Source organism: Corynebacterium sp. ES2730-CONJ, assembly GCF_024834055.1.
GTDB lineage: Bacteria > Actinomycetota > Actinomycetes > Mycobacteriales > Mycobacteriaceae > Corynebacterium.
Genome location: NZ_JANUXZ010000001.1, coordinates 96,618 through 114,570 on the forward strand (window position 1 = coordinate 96,618; position 17,953 = coordinate 114,570).

General features: G+C 53.2%; 17 protein-coding genes and 1 tRNA gene. 6 read left to right on the forward strand and 12 right to left on the reverse strand.

The genetic code is table 11. From position 1 onward, the window contains the following. Nucleotides 1-5: 5 nt before the first annotated feature. On the forward strand, nt 6-1,118 hold the full coding sequence (locus tag NXS13_RS00450) for a quinone-dependent dihydroorotate dehydrogenase (RefSeq protein ID WP_259076918.1): 1,113 nt from the start codon (nt 6-8) through the stop codon (nt 1,116-1,118). A gap of 69 nt (nt 1,119-1,187) precedes the next feature. On the opposite strand, the gene NXS13_RS00455 is transcribed toward NXS13_RS00450, so the two are convergent. Together NXS13_RS00455 and NXS13_RS00460 are read right to left on the reverse strand one after the other, a co-directional pair. Next, on the reverse strand, nt 1,188-1,556 hold the full coding sequence (locus NXS13_RS00455; RefSeq protein ID WP_259076917.1) for a hypothetical protein: 369 nt from the start codon (nt 1,554-1,556) through the stop codon (nt 1,188-1,190). After that, entirely contained in the window at nt 1,549-2,094 is a 546-nt protein-coding gene (locus tag NXS13_RS00460; RefSeq protein ID WP_259076910.1) for a YbhB/YbcL family Raf kinase inhibitor-like protein, read from the reverse strand. The genes NXS13_RS00455 and NXS13_RS00460 overlap by 8 nt, the downstream gene beginning before the upstream one ends. 86 nt (nt 2,095-2,180) lie before the next feature. Here NXS13_RS00460 and NXS13_RS00465 point away from each other — a divergent pair, with 86 nt between their 5' ends. Together NXS13_RS00465 and NXS13_RS00470 are read left to right on the forward strand one after the other, a co-directional pair. Next, a complete protein-coding gene (locus tag NXS13_RS00465) occupies nt 2,181-3,029 on the forward strand; it encodes a potassium channel family protein (protein WP_259289217.1) in 849 nt (282 codons plus the stop codon). Between the two features lie 100 nt (nt 3,030-3,129). Continuing rightward, nucleotides 3,130-3,215, forward strand: a tRNA-Leu gene (locus NXS13_RS00470). Nucleotides 3,216-3,357: 142 nt separating this feature from the next. Here NXS13_RS00470 and NXS13_RS00475 read toward each other — a convergent pair. The 4 genes from NXS13_RS00475 to NXS13_RS00490 form a co-directional block, all read right to left on the reverse strand. After that, nucleotides 3,358-3,768 (reverse strand): cupin domain-containing protein, encoded by a 411-nt coding sequence (locus NXS13_RS00475; RefSeq protein ID WP_259076906.1) that lies wholly within the window; start codon nt 3,766-3,768, stop codon nt 3,358-3,360. A 64-nt stretch (nt 3,769-3,832) separates the two neighbouring features. Continuing rightward, nucleotides 3,833-4,933: a methylmalonyl Co-A mutase-associated GTPase MeaB gene (meaB, locus tag NXS13_RS00480; protein ID WP_259076904.1), complete on the reverse strand. Its 1,101-nt coding sequence runs from the start codon at nt 4,931-4,933 to the stop codon at nt 3,833-3,835. 156 nt (nt 4,934-5,089) lie between these two features. Further along, nucleotides 5,090-7,309 carry a methylmalonyl-CoA mutase gene (gene scpA / locus NXS13_RS00485; RefSeq protein ID WP_259289218.1) on the reverse strand — a complete coding sequence of 740 codons (2,220 nt, stop codon included), beginning with the start codon at nt 7,307-7,309 and terminating at the stop codon, nt 5,090-5,092. A gap of 3 nt (nt 7,310-7,312) precedes the next feature. After that, complete coding sequence (locus NXS13_RS00490; RefSeq protein WP_259289219.1) at nt 7,313-9,121, reverse strand: methylmalonyl-CoA mutase family protein; 1,809 nt, start codon at nt 9,119-9,121, stop codon at nt 7,313-7,315. A gap of 203 nt (nt 9,122-9,324) precedes the next feature. Between NXS13_RS00490 and NXS13_RS00495 the strand changes: the two genes are divergently transcribed. Together NXS13_RS00495 and NXS13_RS00500 are read left to right on the forward strand one after the other, a co-directional pair. Then, nucleotides 9,325-10,044, forward strand: a complete 720-nt coding sequence (locus NXS13_RS00495) for a TVP38/TMEM64 family protein (protein WP_259289220.1) — start codon at nt 9,325-9,327, stop codon at nt 10,042-10,044. Between the two features lie 46 nt (nt 10,045-10,090). Beyond that, nucleotides 10,091-10,651, forward strand: coding sequence for a MarR family transcriptional regulator (locus NXS13_RS00500; protein ID WP_259076895.1), 561 nt, complete (start codon nt 10,091-10,093; stop codon nt 10,649-10,651). Nucleotides 10,652-10,691: 40 nt separating this feature from the next. Here the strand turns inward: NXS13_RS00500 and NXS13_RS00505 are convergent, their stop codons facing one another. From NXS13_RS00505 to NXS13_RS00515, 3 genes are all read right to left on the reverse strand, one after another. Continuing rightward, entirely contained in the window at nt 10,692-11,831 is a 1,140-nt protein-coding gene (locus NXS13_RS00505; RefSeq protein WP_259289221.1) for an SPFH domain-containing protein, read from the reverse strand. A 6-nt stretch (nt 11,832-11,837) separates the two neighbouring features. Beyond that, nucleotides 11,838-12,266: an NfeD family protein gene (locus NXS13_RS00510; protein ID WP_259076891.1), complete on the reverse strand. Its 429-nt coding sequence runs from the start codon at nt 12,264-12,266 to the stop codon at nt 11,838-11,840. Nucleotides 12,267-12,328: 62 nt separating this feature from the next. Continuing rightward, complete coding sequence (locus tag NXS13_RS00515; protein WP_396124703.1) at nt 12,329-13,132, reverse strand: DUF3097 domain-containing protein; 804 nt, start codon at nt 13,130-13,132, stop codon at nt 12,329-12,331. A 47-nt stretch (nt 13,133-13,179) separates the two neighbouring features. Here NXS13_RS00515 and NXS13_RS00520 point away from each other — a divergent pair, with 47 nt between their 5' ends. Beyond that, nucleotides 13,180-13,899 carry a hypothetical protein gene (locus NXS13_RS00520; protein ID WP_259157784.1) on the forward strand — a complete coding sequence of 240 codons (720 nt, stop codon included), beginning with the start codon at nt 13,180-13,182 and terminating at the stop codon, nt 13,897-13,899. On the opposite strand, the gene NXS13_RS00525 is transcribed toward NXS13_RS00520, so the two are convergent. The 3 genes from NXS13_RS00525 to NXS13_RS00535 all read right to left on the reverse strand — a co-directional run bounded on the left by NXS13_RS00525 (nt 13,854) and on the right by NXS13_RS00535 (nt 17,637). Next, entirely contained in the window at nt 13,854-14,930 is a 1,077-nt protein-coding gene (locus NXS13_RS00525; protein WP_259289222.1) for a ferrochelatase, read from the reverse strand. The two genes, NXS13_RS00520 and NXS13_RS00525, sit on opposite strands and share 46 nt — an antisense overlap. 125 nt (nt 14,931-15,055) lie before the next feature. Next, nucleotides 15,056-16,774: a DIP1281 family NlpC/P60 protein gene (locus tag NXS13_RS00530; RefSeq protein ID WP_396124702.1), complete on the reverse strand. Its 1,719-nt coding sequence runs from the start codon at nt 16,772-16,774 to the stop codon at nt 15,056-15,058. A 383-nt stretch (nt 16,775-17,157) separates the two neighbouring features. Then, on the reverse strand, nt 17,158-17,637 hold the full coding sequence (locus tag NXS13_RS00535; protein ID WP_259157783.1) for a DUF6676 family protein: 480 nt from the start codon (nt 17,635-17,637) through the stop codon (nt 17,158-17,160). Nucleotides 17,638-17,953 lie beyond the last annotated feature (316 nt).

Consider the following 17,953-nt stretch of genomic DNA (forward strand, 5'->3'; position numbering starts at 1 on the left):
AGGTCATGAGCTATAGAACTCCGCCCCAGAGGATTGCCCTCTATCAAAAAACACTCACGCTGATGTTTAAGCTCTCTCCGGAGCTCATCCACGGCATTATCTCACGAGGTGTTAGCCTCGTGCAGAATATCCCTCCCCTACGCTGGATCTTAGCCAAGATGGTGCGAGTGAACGATCCCATTTTGGCGCAAGAGGTTTTCGGAACTGTCTTTCCCCTGCCCCTCGGTTTAGCTGCCGGCTTCGATAAGGATGGGCTCGCACCCGATGCCTGGGAGGCCTTGGGTTTTGGGTTCTCGGAACTGGGCACCGTGACAGCCTCACCGCAGCCAGGAAATCCGCAACCGCGACTCTTTAGACTTCCTAAAGATCACGCGATATTGAATCGAATGGGCTTCAATAATACGGGCGCCACGGAAGTGGCCAAAAATCTCCGCAGGCGCTCCGCTGCAAGTATTATTGGAATCAATATTGGTAAGACCAAGGTTGTCGAACCCGAAGAAGCAGCGGATGATTATCGGCGTTCCGCATCCCTGCTCGGGGATCTCGCGGACTATGTCGTGGTCAATGTATCATCCCCTAACACCCCAGGACTACGCGATTTGCAAGCGGTAGATTCGCTGCGACCTATCCTTAGTGCGGTTAAGGCTGCAACTTCGACTCCAGTTCTGGTAAAAATCGCACCCGATCTTAACGATGCGGATATTGATGCCATTGCGGATCTTGCCTCTGAGCTTGATCTTGATGGCATCGTAGCTACCAATACCACGATCTCGAGGGAGGGCTTATCGACTGATGCGTCGATAGTCGAGGATATGGGCGCTGGAGGAATATCCGGCCCCCCGGTAGCCGCCCGATCTCTCGACGTCCTGCGACGCCTGCATCAAAAGGTAGGCGATGAGATGGTATTGATTGGTGTTGGCGGCATTGAAAGTGCTCGGCAGGCGTGGGAACGGATTGCCGCAGGCGCAACCCTCATTCAGGGCTACACCGGTCTCATTTATGGGGGCCCCGATTGGATTCGTGAAATCCACCGCGGATTGGCCGAACAGCTGCGAGCCCATAACCTCGCTTCATTATCCGAAGCGGTGGGTTCGGGTCTTCCTTGGACACTTGACTAGAACGAAAGAAATAACTCCCTGCATTGATGATATATCGATGCAGGGAGTTATGCTCAATACGTCCTCATGCTAAGCCTTTCGCCTAATATACAGGCCGCATATGAGGGCAAGTACTGCATAGGAGGGAATCCAGAACTGCTCCCACACTATGAGCGGAGTGGATGGAAATAAGCGGCCCGAGATAATAAGTAGTAGCGCCCCAACCAGAGCAATGAGCTGTGTAAAGTGCGGGCGTTGCTTGATGTGGGTGGTCGCATAGCCCCCTACTAATCCAGCGGCTACAACAGTGTTGATAAATCTGAAAGTGACGGCAAAAGGCGCCATCCACCCATGCTGGCTGATCTCCATCACTGTGAAGATCAGCAACACCACCGCAATTGCAATAAAGGCACCACCCACGCGAAGAGCCGCGGAGACTGGCGGTGCCCCCTTACTCATTCTCGTACCAACCCCAATAAATGGCACGCCCGAGGGAATGGAAGTAGACGTGGAATCCCAGCACAGCCGCGGTGGCGGTGGGTTCAATCTCCAAGGAATCAACGTCGAGAGCGTGCACCGCATAGAGATAGCGGTGGGGCCCGTGACCTGACGGAGGATTAGCGCCATAGTGAGATCGCAAGCCAGAATCTCCAGCGAGTGTGACCACGCCAGGATGAGTGGTGAGAACCCCACCTGCGGACCCGGCACCAGCTGGTATCTCGGTTACGCTCGCTGGAATATTAAAGACAGCCCAGTGCCAGTAGCCAGATGCAGTAGGGGCATCGGGATCAAAGCATGTAATCGCTAGTGACTTGGTGCCCTCTGGGAGCTGAGACCAGCGCAGATGTGGGCTTACGCTGCCGGGAGCCACCACGTGAGAGGGGAGCCGGTCTCCGTTCGCAAAATCCTCGGACACGAGTGGAAAACTGGGGAGATTCTTGAGCGGCGCATAAGGGTCAGGTCCTGGAAAACGTGGATCGTGTGCATATGAAGTCATACCTTCATCCTAACTACGCTCACTCTCGAGCGCCGAGGAATATCAGTGTTGCATCAAAGATAGCGTGAAAGTGCAAGAATAAAACCATGAATTCTCATGCCAAGGCAATCGCATCGCTTTCACTGCGCGCCAAAGTTATGCTGCTCGTGCGCGAATTATTTGCTCCGGATATTCCAGATCATGCTTCTGCACAAATGAAATGGGAACGGCGGGTGGAGGGGCCTATGTTCGTGGCCTCGCTGGCATTTTTACTCCTCTATGCATGGAATGCCCTAGGCGATAACGAGGCCTTCCTTAACCAGGCGGCTGCGGTGGGAATGTGGGCCATTTGGGGGGCATTTCTCATTGATTATCTCGTGCGTCTATACCTCGCTGAGAATAGGGCAGCATGGATGGTTGGTCACTGGTGGGAGACCGCAATGATCATGTTGCCTATGTTCCGCCCGTTACGTGCTCTCAGGGTATTGCCCACCTTGGTTTTGTTGCAACGCTACTCGGCTGCAAACGCGCGGGTGACCGTGGCTCTCTATACGTCAGTAGCGTCCTTACTTATCATTATTGTTGCAGCTATTTCCCTCTACGAGGCGGAAGTAACGACTCCCGGCACGGCAGTGCACAGCTTCGGCGATGCCCTGTGGTGGGCCTTGACCACCGTGACCACTGTAGGATACGGGGATATCTCACCGATCAGTAGCCAGGGTCGTATCGTGGCCGCCCTCCTCATGCTCACCGGAATTGCTGTTGCTGGTGTCGTCACAGCAATGGTGTCGGCGTGGCTGGTCGAACAGGTGCAAAACGATGCGGTGAGAGAAGGGGAAATAAGTGAAGCTCAGCGTCACGATGAACTTATGGAAACTCTGCAGGTTATGAACTCTGAGATCCAACGCCTGAGCGCAGAGCTGGCTCAACTAAGACGTGGTAAAGATGAGCCATAGATTCCACTTTTTAGCCCATAGCCAGCGGATTTGTTAATGATTGAGCTCTCTAATATAGTTTAGTGAGTGCCCAGCCGCGAGGCTGAAAACGATACTCATTGCCCGGGTGGCGGAATGGCAGACGCGCTAGCTTGAGGTGCTAGTGTCCTACTAACGGACGTGGGGGTTCAAGTCCCCCCTCGGGCACACTGTGTTGAGACAGTAAAAGAGTCCCAGAATTATTTCTGGGACTTTTTATATTTCTTTACCCCTCACCCACTCTCGCACTATGAGACAGTGCGCAAAAAGTGCTCGGCTTAAAATCCCGAGCACTTTGATATTTCGACAATTAATGTTCGTGAGGATCGTTATCCGCATCATCCTTGGTAGGATGCACGGTACCCTTCTTATGCTCAGGGGCAGCGTAGATTGAATAGACCTTCAAAGGTTCTTCACCCGCATTGACCACATTGTGGTACTTACCGGCAGGAACAAAAATAGCCCAATCGTCTTCAATAATTTCGTCAATTTCTAAAGCTTCGGCGCTCTCACCAATCATCACGCGACCCTTGCCAGCCTCGATCCTTAAGAATTGATCGTGGTCGTCGTGCACTTCGGCGCCGATCTCTCCCCCAGCGGGTATGGTCATGACCGTCATTTGAAGGAATTGGCCAGTCCAGACTGTGTCCCGAAAATGAGGATTGCTGAGAGTTTTCTCTTCGATATTGAGGATATAGGGATGTGGGCCGTAATCAGCCATTAATTCTCACCTTTCTCTTAATTATCGCGAACGGTTACCATTATAGCCTTTAGGCCATAAACTCTCAGGGAACCTGAGTATCGAAGGCGTTCAGGATCTTCTCTGCCGCTAGGGTAGGCGTAATCTGTGCCTCACGCAGTTGGGATTCTACGAGGGCACTAACCTGTTTGACCGACGGATGTGAATTAAGGCGCTGTAACAGAGTCTCATGCACCATCGACCACATCCACTGAACCTGTTGATTTCGACGGTTTTTCTCGAAGAGGCCCGACTCGAGCATCTGCTCGTGATGCTCCATAACATAGTCCCAGAACTTATCTGTACCTTCATGCTCAATAGCCGACATTGTTAAGGTGGGCGGATGCCACTCGGCGTTCTCAGGACGCACCATATGTAGTGCGGCTGCCAGTTCCCTAGCAGCTCGCTTGGCATTTTTAAGATTGGATCCATCGGCCTTGTTAATTGCCACGAGATCCGCCATCTCAAGAACACCTTTTTTGATGCCCTGCAGTTGATCTCCTGCACCCGCTAAAGCAAGGAAAGTGAAGCAATCAACCATCTGAGAGACAGCTACTTCGGACTGTCCAACTCCCACAGTTTCCACGAGTATGACGTCAAATCCAGCAGCTTCAAAAACTACCATGGATTCTCTGGTGGCTTTGGCAACTCCACCAAGAGTTCCGGCAGATGGAGAGGGCCTAATAAACGCATTGTCCTCGCGAGTGAGCTTCGACATACGAGTCTTATCACCCAAAATAGATCCGCGCGTACGTGTGGATGAAGGATCAATGGCGAGCACTGCCACCTTATGACCTTCGCGAATTAGTTTCTGCCCTAGCGATTCGATAAAGGTCGACTTACCGACGCCGGGCACGCCCGTGATACCGACTCTGAGCGCATTACCGGAAAAAGGCAGGAGTTTGACTAACAACTCTTGGGCAAGAACGCGGTGCGCAGGCGCTGTCGATTCAAGTAACGTTATCGCGCGTGAAACCATTGTTCGGTTATTTTCTCTGACTCCCTGGAAAAGCTCATCGACGTCGATGCGACGCCGAGCCCGCACTACGATTTGAGGGGGTACCGCGGTGATCTCCCCCAAATCTGTGCCGGCGGTGGTTAGGAGAGAGCCCAGATGGTGCTCTAAATATTCATTATCGTGGGGCATGTCATCACCCTTCTTGAGGTCCCTCAGGGCTGTAAGAACCCCGAGGACAAGGTATGGAGGCTATTCCTAGGTAAACGTCGTGGCCACCCAATAGACGTTCATCGAGTGGCCACGCGTTTTCTTTCTCAGCAAGGAGAACCTAGGGTTACTAACTTGCTACTTCAGATCTTCGGGTATGTCCAGCTCAAAACCCAGTTGTGCCGATAGCTTGGTGAGCATATCGATAGCCGACTCTGCAATCACTGTTCCTGGAGGATAGATCGCCACGGCGCCATCATCGTAGAGCTCTTGGAAATCCCCTGGCGGAATCACACCACCAACGACGATCATGATGTCGTCGCGGCCCAGCTTAGCCAGCTCATCGCGAAGTGCCGGCACCAATGTCAAGTGACCTGCGGCGAGCGAGGATACGCCCACCACATGCACGTCGGCATCAACAGCAGCTCGGGCTGCCTCGGCTGGGGTCTGGAAAAGGGGTCCGACATCAACATCCATGCCAAGGTCGGCGTAGGCGGAAGCTACAACCTTCTGACCGCGATCATGACCATCCTGGCCCATCTTGGCGAGGTAGATACGTGGACGGCGGCCTTCCTCGGCCTCGAAAGCATCGGCCATAGCGATGGCGCGGGCGACATTATTCACCTGGCCCTCCTTTCCAACCTCATCCTTGTATACGCCTGAGAGTGTGCGGATCTCAGCCTCGTGGCGGCCAAAGACCTTCTCGAGCGCATCCGAGATCTCGCCCACGGTGGCCTTGGCGCGCGCACAGTCCACCGAGAGCTTGAGCAGATTGTGCTCAAGATCGCCGGGTTCCTTATCGGTCTTTGCGGCTGCCTCAGTGAGCGCCTGCAGTGCTCGCTGGCAGGCATCTTCGTCGCGCTCGGCGCGCAACTTCTCCAGCTTAGCCAGCTGCTCTTCGCGTACCCTCGTATTATCCACCTTGAGCACTTCAATCTGCTCGTCCTCGGTGACCACATACTTGTTCACACCAATGAGTGCTTGACGGCCAGAGTCAATGCGGGCCTGCGTCCGAGCTGCAGATTCTTCAATGCGAAGCTTCGGGATGCCTTCGATCGTCGCTTGTGCCATACCGCCAGCTGCCTCAACCTCTTCGATATGCTTGCGAGCACGCTCTACGAGTTGCTCAGTGAGCCATTCGATATAGTAGGAGCCGGCCCATGGGTCTACCGGCCTAACCGTGCCGGATTCCTGCTGCAGCAAGAGCTGCGTATTGCGGGCAATACGTGCAGAGAAGTCGGTGGGCAAAGCGAGTGCCTCATCGAGGGCGTTGGTATGGAGGGACTGAGTGTGTCCCTGAGTTGCTGCCATTGCCTCGATGCACGTGCGTGAGACGTTATTGAACACGTCCTGAGCGGTCAGCGACCAGCCCGAGGTCTGGGAGTGGGTACGCAGAGATTGCGATTTCGGATTCTTATTTTCGAATTTCGCAACCAGTTCGCTCCACAGCAAACGTCCGGCGCGAAGCTTAGCGATTTCCATGAAGGTGTACATCGAAATGCCCCAGAAGAAGGATAAACGAGGGGCAAATTTATCGACATCAAGGCCCACCTCTTTACCAGCGCGGATGTACTCCACACCGTCGGCAAGTGTATAAGCGAGCTCGAGGTCGGCCGTCGCTCCCGCTTCCTGGATATGGTAACCAGAGATCGAAATGGAGTTGAAGCGTGGCATCTTCATCGAGGTGTACTCGAAGATATTGGAGATGATTCGCATTGAGGGCTTCGGTGGGTAAATATAGGTATTACGCACCATGAACTCTTTGAGAATATCGTTTTGGATGGTGCCCGCCAGTTGCTCGGGAGCTACTCCCTGCTCTTCAGCGGCAACGATATAGAGGGCCAAAACTGGCAGCACAGCACCATTCATGGTCATCGAAACGGACACGCTTGACAGATCGATGCCTTGGAAGAGCTCGCGCATATCCAGAATCGAGTCGATGGCCACGCCCGCCATACCGACGTCACCAAGCACTCGTTCGTTATCAGAATCATAACCGCGGTGGGTAGCAAGGTCGAATGCAACCGACAGGCCTTTCTGACCGGCGGCTAGGTTGCGTCGGTAGAAAGCATTTGATTCAGCTGCCGTGGAAAATCCCGCATACTGACGAATCGTCCACGGCTGGTTGGTGTACATGGTGGGATAGGGTCCACGCATAAATGGCGGCATCCCAGGGAAAGAATCGAGCTGCTCGGCGGCGACTGCATCGTTGCGATCGTCGCGGTTGAAGACGCGAGGTACCCCAATGCCCTCAGGGGTTTCCCAAAGCTGGTCTTTCAAGGCGCTCATATCGGCCTGAGTGGAGGTCGGATTTTCAGGCTGTGCTGAAAAATCGGAGAAATTAGGGATCGTGCTCATTGCTTATGCTCCCAACTTATCTAGCAGCGTGGCAAGAGTTGCAGCCGCATCGATCTTAAGATTTAAATAGTCATCGGCATCGACGCCGTGACCGCTGGTGCCGGCTAACATAATAGTTTCGCATCCTGCTTCGCGCAGCGCATCGAAGGCAGCAGCGCCGGTGGCTTCGTATTCCTGATCGGTACCGCAGATAACCACGATCGAGCTCTGTGAAGCTGCTTGGGTGAATTCCTCAGTGCCTGGCTTGACTTCACCAGGGTTGTGGGATTCAATGCCTCCTGCGGCCAACAAGTTCGTAATGAAACCGGTACGAATATTATGCTTCGCTAGCGGCCCCAACGGGATAAGAGCGATAGCGGGGCGTGCCCCATGTTCCTCAAGATAGGCGTCCGAGCGGTTACGCAAGGCTTCGAATTCAGCCGCCCACCGCTTAACACCTGCGGGTTCTTGACGCAGTTGTGCGGGCAGGGGCGCCTCAAGCAGATTTGGGAACTCGTTAATTGCAGTGACCTTCTTGCGGCGCAGCGCAATTTCTTTGCGCGTTGCCTCATGCGACTCTGCAAGCATTGTCGCAACGATGCCAGCATCTACCGCCTGCTGCAAACCACCAGCCTTTTCGATGGTGGTAAATACATCCCACGCCTTGTCGGACAGCTGCTTAGTGAAGGATTCTACGTAGTAGGATCCACCGGCAGGATCGATGACATGCCCAAGATGCGATTCTTCGAGCAGTAACAGGTTGGTATTGCGGGCGATACGGCTGGCAAAAGTGCGTGAGGTTTTCGGTAGACCACCTGGAATAGCCCAGTCGAAGTGCAGAACCTCAACATCCTGTGCGCCGCCTACACCAGCTGCAAAAGCAGCAACTGTGGAACGCAGCATATTAACCCAAGGATCGCGCTGGGAGAACATTACGGGAGCAGTGACCGCGTGAAGCGGAGCCGAACCGTGCTCTGGTGCCCCCAAAATCTCCGCAACTCGAGCCCACAAAGCGCGGCCAGCACGCAATTTAGAAATTTGGGAGAACTGATCGTCGGTGATTGCGTAGCGGAAGGAGATTTGCTCGAGAGCATCCGGTACAGAGAGACCTGCATCGGTTAAGGCGCGAAGATATTCCACTCCGGCAGCGAGCGCTAGGCCAATTTCTTCAGCATCGGTGGCTCCTTGGTTAGAGAAAGACACCGCGTCTACCAACAGTGCACGGGTATGTGCTCGCTGGGAGCTCTTCTTAGCCCAGGAAATAGCTTCGTCGAGGGTGCAGGTTTCACGTCCATCAATCTGGCTGGTCAAAGGGGCTGCGCCTAATTCGATAGCAGTGGGATCGTCCTCTTGGGAGTCGACAATCTCAAAGAGCGCCTGTGCTTGCTTGTCTAGGTCTGCTCCGGAATCTAGTCGCACCGGCGCTAGGCTGAGGTACACGCCGTTGAGCAGGGTGGCTAGATCGGCCGATCCTTTGAGTACTAGGTTGGTGGTGCCGTTTTCCAAAGCATGCAACACGTCGCTCTGGTTGTGGGAGGAATCGAAGGTTTCGGTTACTCCCCACCCTTCATTTCCTTCACCGGCGCCTTTGGGTCCGCGGAGGAATGGAAATTGTCCGGGAGGGGCCACTTCGTCAATTTCATCAGCTCGCGTATAGAGCGGGTTGATGTGGATACCCTCACCGGTAGTTTTAATTAATTTTCGCCAGATATCGTCAGGAATATCGGCGGCGTCCTTTTTCTGTACCCGAGCAAAAACTCCAGCAACGGCTCGATACCAAGCTTGCTGGCGGTTTTCAAACTCTTGAGTTAAGGAACTTCGTGTGTCAGTCACGATAAGGACCTACTCCCCTCTTTTTCCACGCTTAAAGGCCGTGAGTGTCCCACTCGCGACCTTTGAAGGTGATGTTAGTAATTTGGGCATGCTGCTGAGATAAGCAAATTCAGAGCACTACGATTAGTCTAGCTAATGCAGGCAGCAATTGCGCCCTGCTTTGCCTAGATATAGCGCGCAAATGAAGAAATATAGTGGAAAAAGTGAAGCAAGCATTAAAAATCGTTGTGAAATTCACATCCTTCCTCCAACTAACGTGGCGGGATTTATCCCTCGCACGCCGTATCGCGTTCTCGAGCCTGCTGATTATAGGCATGGTCGCGGTGCTCTTTATCGATATTCCATCGCTTGAAACCCTGGAGGATCTCTCTCACCGCAGTGGGTATTTTTTTATTCCAATTTTCTTCCTGCTCTATGTCACTATCACGCAATTCCCGATTCCACGGACATTATTGACGCTCAGCTCCGGGTTGCTCTTTCCACCGTGGCTAGGAGTGGCCATAGCACTCAGCGCCACCACGTGCTCAGCGGGCCTCTCTTTGTTGTTGGTTCGCTACGTTGTGGGTCAGTCTGTCTTAGATCGCCTCGATCATCCAGCGGCCTCCCGCATTAACTCTCACCTCGAGCAACGTGGGTGGCTAGCTGTGATGAGCTTGAGAATGATCGCGGGTATTCCTTTTTCGCTGCTCAATTATACGGTGGCAATGACAAGGATTCCCTTAGGTGGCTTTCTCATTGCCACCTTCATCGGTTCTGCCCCTGGAACAGCTGCGGTGGTTTTTCTTGGCGACGCTCTTACTCGCAGTTTTGATACCACTACATTGCTTATCACTGTCGCTTTCGGCTTCGTCGGATTGATTGGGTTATGGCTAGATCACACCCTGCCACTTGGGGATGCGTCACAAGTCAAGTCTTCGGACTAGAATAAGAGTTATCTGTCCATGTCTTTGTAGAGTCAAAGGATTTTCTATGTTTGTTCTCTATGCTCGCTACCGCGGTCGCGAACGACGTCGTGCGGAATTGGTACGCACCTCGGCAGCACGACTTTCAACCCTTCCGGGGGCTGGTGAATTCGAAGTAGTCAGCGTCGAAGACATCGTGACGTGCATAACCTCTGCCGAAGTATGCTGCGATCTTGCGCTTGCACTTCTGTCTCATGGAGACTGGGCGATAGCTATCGCCATCGCCCCTCAAGCTGAGCAGGCGCGGCGACTAGCACGTACCACTCTTGGCTCCCATGCCCGTGCCGGTGTAGTGAAGGTTGGGATAAGGCGGCAAAAAGAAAAAGCCGAGGATATTGCGGGAGCCTTTATACTTTTAGCCTATCTTCTTCACAAGCGCACCCCTGAAGGGCGCGAAGCAACTAGCCTCATGCGTCGTGGATATACTCAGAATGAAGCAGCCATGGAGCTGGGGATTTCAAAGCAGGCGATGAGTCAGCGCTTGCAAGCTGCTGGATGGCAAGCGGAATTGGCTGGTTGGCGTCTGGCAGTCCGCTTTCTCCAAGCAGCTGATGAGAAAAAAATATAGGCTGCACACCAGTGCAGCCTATATAACTAAAACTCTAGTTCTAGGAAGTTTCGGGCAGCTGACTCGTCTGAGTGGGAAGACCCGGGATGGGGTTGACCTCATCCACAGGTTTCTGCGCCACCGCATTTGCCGCCGCTAACGCTGCCTCGATCTCGGGATTAGAGCTTGCCGATAACCATTCCTCAGGCACGTCTTCTTCTTGGACCGGCTCGGATTTCTGCACTTCGTAGCGGAATACTCCATCCTGATCTTTATCGCCAAAGCTCTTGGCGAAGTGCTCAAGAGCGTCAGAGAACTGACTTGGGATCATCCACATCGTCGAGCCTTCATTGCTGGCCATCTTCGGTAGCTTATCCAAGTACTGATAAGCCAACACTTCCGGAGTGAGCTCGGAGCGCTTAATTGCGGCATTGATTTGAGTGATGGCTCGCGCTTCACCTTGAGCTTCCAAGAACTTGGCTGCCCGAGTACCTTCAGCTCTCAGGATGGCTGCCTGGCGTTCGGCCTCGGCGCGCAAAATAGCGGCATGCTTCTCACCCTCAGCACCGAGGATTCGCGCTTGCTTTTCACCTTCAGCGGTGCGGATATCGGATTCACGACGGCCCTCAGCAGTTAAGATCATGGCCCGCTTCTCTCGATCTGCCTTCATCTGCATCTCCATAGACTGTTGAATAGATGGAGGGGGATCGATCGCCTTGAGCTCGACGCGGGAAATTCTCAGGCCCCACTTGGTGGTGGCCGCATCAAGCTCGCCTCGCAGCCGACGGTTGATGACTTCGCGGCTAGTGAGAGTCTCCTCCAGGGTCATACCGCCTACGACATCTCTAAGAGTGGCAACAGAGATTTGCTCAACACCAACAATATAATTATCTACACCGTAGATAGCCTTGGCGGCATCATTGATTTGAAAGGTAACGACGGTATCAATAGCTACCGTCAAGTTGTCTTGAGTAATAACAGCTTGCGGAGGGAAGCTCACCACTCGTTCACGAGTGTCCACGCGTTGGCGGACACGGTCGATAAACGGTATTAGTAAAGTGATACCGCCTGAGACCGTACGCGTATAACGTCCCAGTCTTTCAATTACTGCCGCTTCGCCCTGAGGTATCAGAACCACTGCCTTAGCAACGGTCACGATGATCAAGACAATCAGGACCCCGAAGAGTATGAGAGTAACCATTATGTTCTACACTTTCCAGACCACGGCAGTCGTAGACTCAATGGAAATCACTGCCACGGTATCTCCTTCTGAGAAAGTGACACTAGGGTCGAGACTACGTGCGGTCCATATTGATCCATCTACCTTGATTTGACCACTGTGCGCTGTTATAGCTTCGACAACGAGAGCGTGACTGCCCTCTAACGCTTTGGGACTGGTATCGAGGTAGACATTCTGGTTGAGGAAGCGGGTCTTTAATGCTGGCTTGAGAAATATCAAAAGCATAAGAGAGAAGACTCCAAAACTTATGATCTCTACGCCTACTGGAATACCTAGCAAGGCGACCACACCGGTTAACAGCGCCGCACTTCCCAGCATCATTAACGTCAGCTCCCCGACCGCCAATTCGGCGACGAGGAGAACTAACCCTGCAATAACCCAGATTAAAGAGCCCACACGGTCAGTCTACTCGGTTGAACTGAAAAATAGCAGGAGTCCGTAAGGGCACTGCGATATCTCTAAAGAAGATCCGACTTTTTCAATTCAGGGTTAGTGACAAAATCGACGAGCCGTTCGACTGCCCCGATGAGATGAGAATCAATATCTCGGTAGCTGTGCACCGCTCGGTATACTCTATTCCACCCTTCTTTCGGATCGGACCAGTGCAGACGCTCACACACGCCCATCTTCCAGTCTTCTCCGAAGGGAATATCGGGCCAGTTTCTCAACCCTAGGCGTTCAGGTTTGACCGCTGCCCAGATGTCAATATATGGGTGTCCTGTCACCAGCACATCCTCGCCCACGGACTGGGTCAAGCGCATCTCCTTTGATCCTTTTATAAGGTGATCGGCTAGTACTCCGATGCGTCGTCCTGGTCCTGGGCGGAATTCTTGCAACCTGGCGGATAAGTTATCCAGCCCCTCGAGATATTCCACCACTACGCCTTCGACCCGGAGATCATGACCCCAAATCTTTTCCACGATTGCAGCGTCATGGATACCTTCGACCCAAATACGAGAAGGGGCGGCGACTTTCGCACTGAAGTTTTCCACCATCGTAGATCCCGAATTTGAGCGACGTGGCTGCTGCGCTGCGATTTTTCGTTTCAAGGTCGCCCGTTGGCCTTCGATGAGAAAGGCGCCCGGTCGTAGTTTGAAGAGTTTCTCAACCCCACGCCGATCTTCCAGGCGGATGAAATCACCATCATAGGTCTTCTCGAAACCTATGATTGCGCCCACAAAGCCATCAGCAAGCACCTCGACGACCGATCCGATGGTTACCTCTACCTCAGGGTAACGAGGTCCCTTTTTTTGCTGAAAAATATCCCCGTAATTTCTCACGATCACTTAGCCTACTAAACTCATGGAGAATGAAAGATTTCTACTCGCCTCTTCAAAATATAACCCTGTGGCTCGGCGCCTGGTTTTATGGATTCGAATCCTTTGACAGCCTTAAAGATGCCTTAGGCGACCTCGGAGGCGCACACTCGCTGTACGACGGCGAGGAAAATCTGCTTGAACTGCTGAAATTCCTTAGACAAAAGATGCTCACCTCGGCAAAACCACCAGTACTTATGGCCCTCCTTGGTGGTCCTGGTGATCCTATTCCCGCACCTTTAGGAGTCAATGAAGCCTTATTGATCGGGCATCACACACTGCTCATCCCCCATCAGCGTGCTACGGGAGTGGAATGGGAGGCCGCCCCATACCAAGGTCGCCCGCTTTCTACTATTAGTCTGGGGGAAGCTGATACCCTGTTGCGGGAAGCCACCGCCCGGTCTGCGGACTATATCGAAGGCCGAGATTCGCTGCTACAGCATCAATCGAGCCAGCCCCGCCTTCTAGTGGGGACTCTCAGTGACTTCTATGAAAATCCTGGCCTGCCCGCAGATCTGCCGCCGCGGGCCGGTCAACTAATCGCGCGCGCCGACCGTGTAAGTGCCATTGTGGAGGCAGTCCACATTCGCTACGACCACCACGCTTTCGATCCTCAACTCCTTAGCTTGGCAAAATATATCCGACACGCTCGGATGGCTGCTATAAGTTATTCCTTGGTCGAGTGGGGGCGCCGTGCCGGCGGACAACATTGATACTCACAGGCAGCTCCATTTAAGGTAACTCCTTTCGATATCACGGTACCTGAATGCTGTGCAGGACATTTACCCAGACTTTCGTCGATGAGATCGACCACCATTGACGCAAATTCCTGAGTGTGCCCGACGGTTGGCGCCCGTAAGATCGTCATATTCAGCCGCTGCGCATCGTCGCGGACTTCGTTATCTAGATCCCACACAACTTCCATATGGTCTGAAATGAAGCCGATTGGGCACACCAGAATATTGTTGACGCCTTGATCGTTAAGCTGCTCAACGTGATCTCGTATATCGGGTTCAAGCCACGGTATCCGACCATCACCGGAGGCTGATTGCCACACGACGTCGTAGTCCTTGAAGTCTACCGCGTGAGCGACAAGGCGGGCCGCTTCGTGAATTTGCCGAGAATACAGATTCCCATCCGCAAATGTGCCAGAATTTTCGTCGGCCACCATGGGAATGGAATGGGCCGTAAAAACCAGGCGAAGATCCGATGGTGGGATGTTTAGGGCTTGAAATTTTGCGAGAGTATCGCGCACCGCATGAGCATTCGCGGCTATAAATTCTGGATGATCATAAAATTGCCGCAGCTTGATAAAGTCGACTGATGGTAGTGAGCGTTCCGCGAGATGCTCGCGTAGCGCGGAGATATCCTCGTTATACTGCCGGCATCCCGAGTACCCACCCCATGCACTCGTCGCGAAAACTGCTACAGTCTTGTGCCCATCGCGAGCGATCTCTTCTGAGGTGTCAACGGCAAAGGGGTGCCAGTTCCGGTTTCCGAAGTAGACGGGAAGTTTGCGCCCTCTGTGTGATAATTCCGATTGGATATTTGCTACTATTTCTCGGTTGCAATCGTTGAGGGGACTGTATCCGTCAAAATGGTGGTAGTGGGTTGCCACAACTTCCAAGCGCTCGTCGGGGATTCCGCGGCCGCGCGTAACATTGCGCAGAAAAGGCATCACATCTTCGGACTTCTCTGGGCCACCAAAACTTAACAGCAAAAGAGCATCAATAGAAAGGTGCATAGGGATGACTCTAACCCATCCTAATACCCTGAAGCGACATTTCTGCCCCACCGCGGCCTCCCATATTCTCAGTCCGCCACCTTTACCGTTGAGGTGGCGGCCTGAGAATATTTAAAATGCGCGAGTTAAATTAGACGCACAGCGTACGGACTCATACCACCCCAGCGTACATCGGAGATACGGACGGTTGAACCAGATTGGGGAGCTTCGATCATTGTGCCATCACCGAGATAGATAGCTACGTGGTATTCAGCGTTGGGTCCGTAGAAAATGAGGTCACCACGCTGCATATTTTTGGGGTCGATCTTGGTGCCGTGCTTGTATTGGTAGCCAGTATAGTGTGGCAGATCGAAGCCGGCGGCGGCGAAGGCGTAGATGACCAGGCCCGAGCAGTCGAAACCAACCTTATTAAAGTCGCCGTAGCTATCGGCGGTTCCGCCATCACGGATTCCTTTCGTAGGGCCATTCACGTTGCCACCACCCCAAGCGTAAGGGGTCCCGATCACGCTCTGTGCCCTGGCAATCACGGCTTCGATGCGTTCGCTCCTTGAACCATCGGTGATGATGTCATTACCGGTTGGAGTTTCGTCCGCAATCTCATCGAGTTTAACGAGGAGATCCTGGATAGCGGAATCTAATTCGTCGTCAGCGACCGCCGAGGCTTCTGGGGAACTAGGGCTTGAATTACTAGAATCCTCTGCTATATCCTCAGCGCTTGGCGCAACCGACTCTTGAGGGATGTCTTGGGGTGCGGCTCCCTGGTCTGGGGTATCGGAGGCTTTTAGGAGTTCATCGGCTGCGAGATTAACCAGCTCGAGTGCCTGCTTTTCGGCGGCTTGGGCTGCAGCTGCCTCCCGCGCTTGCTCGGCGGCTACCTCGGCCGCAGTTTCTTGGGCCCTGCGCGCTGCTTCAGCTTCAGCTTCAGCGGCAGCACGCCGCTCCGCTGCCTCCTTTTGTGCGGCGCGTTCCTGTGCTTGTGCTTGTGCCTCTCGGGCTGCCTGGGCCTGTGCCTCGGCTTCTTGGCGTTCTCTTTCTTTTCTCTCCAGTTCTTGTTGTGCAGCTACTCGCGCAGCCTCGGCCCGCGCTGCCTCAGCCTCTTTGGCCTTGCGTTCGGTTTCGGCTTTTTCAAATGCTCGGTATTCCTCACGTTGGGCGTAGAGAGCATCGGCCGTGCTGCGCGCCTGACTCAAACGTACCTGGGCGGCTGAGCGGTCGGCCTCGAGGCTCTGACGTTCCATGTGTCGACGCTCGAGTTCTTGAGAGTTTTCGCGTATTGCTCGCTCCGCATTTTCCTTGGCGTCGAGAGCGGCCCGCTCCTTGGCCTCAGCGATATTACGCGCCTCGCGAAGGAGAGATTCCTCATTAGCCTGTTGAGTGCGAAGTCGATCCAGTTCATTAACGACTGTTCTCTGCTTTTCAGCGCGGGTGCGAAGGAAAGTCTGGCGAGCCAGTGCGTCCTCAGACGTTGTGGTTCCCGCGAGTCCCCCGACAACTCCCGTGGCGCCTTTGCGATAGGTTGATCGAGAAATCTCATCGAGCGATTGCTGCGCGCGAGTGAGATCAGATTGGGTCGACTCTAAGTTACTGCGTGCTTGGGCGACTTTAGCACGTGCTTGGTCAGCTTCGTCTTTAGCTCGGTGATAGTCAACGATGGCCTTATTAACGCCCTCACGCAGCTTACCCATCTCCAACTCAACTCGAGACAGATTGGCTTCACTATCTGAAATTGCTGCCACTAAAGCTGTCACGCTTGACTCGGCATCGCCAACCTCGCTGTGCGCAGTTGCTATCGCCGAGTCGGAGGGATTGGTAGGCACCGCAACGGCCATCAACTGTGATGGCATAAATAGGGCAGCTACCGAGGCCGCGGTTAGGATACGCCCAAATTTGCGCACGAAAACTCCTCGTTCAAAATTGTCAAGCCCGACAATATGGCTGTTTGCGACGTGCTTCCCCACATGTGCAAAAAACGACCAATGATAGTCAAGCTTCTGGAATCGACTCAAGAGTCAATACACAAACAATAAGGCAATTCCTTCACCACATGCACCATGCTTCGATCCAGTCACAAACGCAACAGCACACCTCTTCTGAAACAATGCATGATTGAGCTGCGAAAACGATGTAAATTTGAGGTCAAAGTGATATTGATTACATTTTGGACGTTTATCGGCGCGCCTACCCCACAAAATAAAGAAGAAACTGTCAAGCACACGTTGACAGTTGTCTAGTCCCAAACCTTGATTTTACGGATACTTCCTATAATTCCTGCAGCAACTAAGCTAAAAACTAGGACGGGTACAAGGGGGGCAGACAACATAGGATTACCCCCAGCGAGAGTATCGGCAAAGGCCGTAATATCACCGGCGTAGTCGGTGCTTTGAACCAAGCTAAATTTGGCCGACTCGATTTCCGCGCGGCTCAACGTTGTACTCACAACTCCGCTACTATCGGGGCTTCTGACAATCACCAACTCATATCCTCCCGCATCCAGAAGGACCTGGCCTATATCCCGTAAATCAGCGGGCTGTGGTGGGGTCTGATCTACTACCACGACTCCAACCGGCGAGACCATCGTCTGCTCTTCGAGATAGAGCTTGGCACTTTCAAGAGTGCCGTGGAGGTTGTCATCTTGAGTTTCTAAGGCCACATCATCCTCAGCAAGCTGCCGAGCGAGATCATTCATATCAATAGTAGAAGGGATCATAGAGCTAAACTTTCCTTCCGATTAAGCCAGTGCCTTAGACAGCAGAGAGCATGGTGAGTACCTCAACTTATGCCACAGGGTAGCACAATCCACGCGATAGCAGATCCACGCATTAAACAGAATCGACAGCGTTGGCTGGTGCACAAATTGGAGGGGTATAGGTACTCCTAGAATGCGTCACGAGCTGAGTTTTTATTGGTATATGTAGCGATTATCTTGGAGGAGCTGAATTTATTTGCTCGATTTGATTCTAACTCCGGCCAACAGAACGCTTGTACTGTTATAATGAGCGTCACGCGACGCGACCAAAGATTTT

Coding starts and splice junctions, on each gene's coding strand:
- NXS13_RS00450 (WP_259076918.1), top strand. CDS start 6: ATGAGCTATAGAACTCCGCCCCAGAGGATTGCCCTCTATCAAAAAACA.
- NXS13_RS00455 (WP_259076917.1), bottom strand. CDS start 1,556: ATGAGTAAGGGGGCACCGCCAGTCTCCGCGGCTCTTCGCGTGGGTGGT.
- NXS13_RS00460 (WP_259076910.1), bottom strand. CDS start 2,094: ATGACTTCATATGCACACGATCCACGTTTTCCAGGACCTGACCCTTAT.
- NXS13_RS00465 (WP_259289217.1), top strand. CDS start 2,181: ATGAATTCTCATGCCAAGGCAATCGCATCGCTTTCACTGCGCGCCAAA.
- NXS13_RS00475 (WP_259076906.1), bottom strand. CDS start 3,768: ATGGCTGATTACGGCCCACATCCCTATATCCTCAATATCGAAGAGAAA.
- meaB (WP_259076904.1), bottom strand. CDS start 4,933: ATGCCCCACGATAATGAATATTTAGAGCACCATCTGGGCTCTCTCCTA.
- scpA (WP_259289218.1), bottom strand. CDS start 7,309: ATGAGCACGATCCCTAATTTCTCCGATTTTTCAGCACAGCCTGAAAAT.
- NXS13_RS00500 (WP_259076895.1), top strand. CDS start 10,091: ATGTTTGTTCTCTATGCTCGCTACCGCGGTCGCGAACGACGTCGTGCG.
- NXS13_RS00505 (WP_259289221.1), bottom strand. CDS start 11,831: ATGGTTACTCTCATACTCTTCGGGGTCCTGATTGTCTTGATCATCGTG.
- NXS13_RS00520 (WP_259157784.1), top strand. CDS start 13,180: ATGAAAGATTTCTACTCGCCTCTTCAAAATATAACCCTGTGGCTCGGC.
- NXS13_RS00525 (WP_259289222.1), bottom strand. CDS start 14,930: ATGCACCTTTCTATTGATGCTCTTTTGCTGTTAAGTTTTGGTGGCCCA.
- NXS13_RS00530 (WP_396124702.1), bottom strand. CDS start 16,774: ATGCCATCACAGTTGATGGCCGTTGCGGTGCCTACCAATCCCTCCGAC.
- NXS13_RS00535 (WP_259157783.1), bottom strand. CDS start 17,637: ATGATCCCTTCTACTATTGATATGAATGATCTCGCTCGGCAGCTTGCT.